Here is a 908-nt window from a genome sequence, read left to right on the forward strand (position 1 = left end):
TTACGGACAGTGCCTGGTGGGTAGTTTGACTGGGGCGGTCTCCTCCTAAAGAGTAACGGAGGAGCACGAAGGTTGGCTAAGTACGGTCGGACATCGTACGGTTAGTGTAATGGTAGAAGCCAGCTTAACTGCGAGACAGACACGTCGAGCAGGTACGAAAGTAGGTCATAGTGATCCGGTGGTTCTGAATGGAAGGGCCATCGCTCAACGGATAAAAGGTACTCCGGGGATAACAGGCTGATACCGCCCAAGAGTTCATATCGACGGCGGTGTTTGGCACCTCGATGTCGGCTCATCACATCCTGGGGCTGAAGTCGGTCCCAAGGGTATGGCTGTTCGCCATTTAAAGTGGTACGCGAGCTGGGTTTAGAACGTCGTGAGACAGTTCGGTCCCTATCTGCCGTGGGCGTTTGAGAATTGAGAGGGGTTGCTCCTAGTACGAGAGGACCGGAGTGAACGAACCGCTGGTGTTCGGGTTGTCATGCCAATGGCATTGCCCGGTAGCTACGTTCGGAACTGATAAGCGCTGAAAGCATCTAAGCGCGAAGCAGGCCTCGAGATGATTTCTCACTAGAGCTATAAGCTCTCTGAAGGGCCGTTGGAGACTACAACGTTGATAGGCAAGATGTGGAAGTGCTGTGAGGCATTAAGCTAACTTGTACTAATTACCCGTGAGGCTTAACCATACAACGCCAAACGCGTTTTATGTGACAGTTCAAGCAAGAAGTTAATATGACTAAAGTAGATATTTACGCAAAGACTTAAAAAATATTATCAGATATTTTCCAAATTCAGTTAATTTGTAGTGATACGAATTAACGCCCTAATTTGCTTGGTAACAATAGCGTTTTGGACCCACCTGACCCCATGCCGAACTCAGTAGTGAAACGAAACAGCGCCGATGATAG

General features: G+C 48.9%; 2 rRNA genes. Both read left to right on the forward strand.

What is annotated here, in order from left to right:
• Positions 1–686, forward strand: a 23S ribosomal RNA gene (locus I6F41_RS17895); the annotation flags it as partial.
• Between the two features lie 145 nt (positions 687–831).
• A 5S ribosomal RNA gene (gene rrf, locus I6F41_RS17900) occupies positions 832–908 on the forward strand; the annotation flags it as partial.

It is taken from the genome of Pseudoalteromonas sp. SCQQ13 (genome assembly GCF_015864415.1).
Classification (GTDB): Bacteria; Pseudomonadota; Gammaproteobacteria; order Enterobacterales; family Alteromonadaceae; genus Pseudoalteromonas; species Pseudoalteromonas nigrifaciens.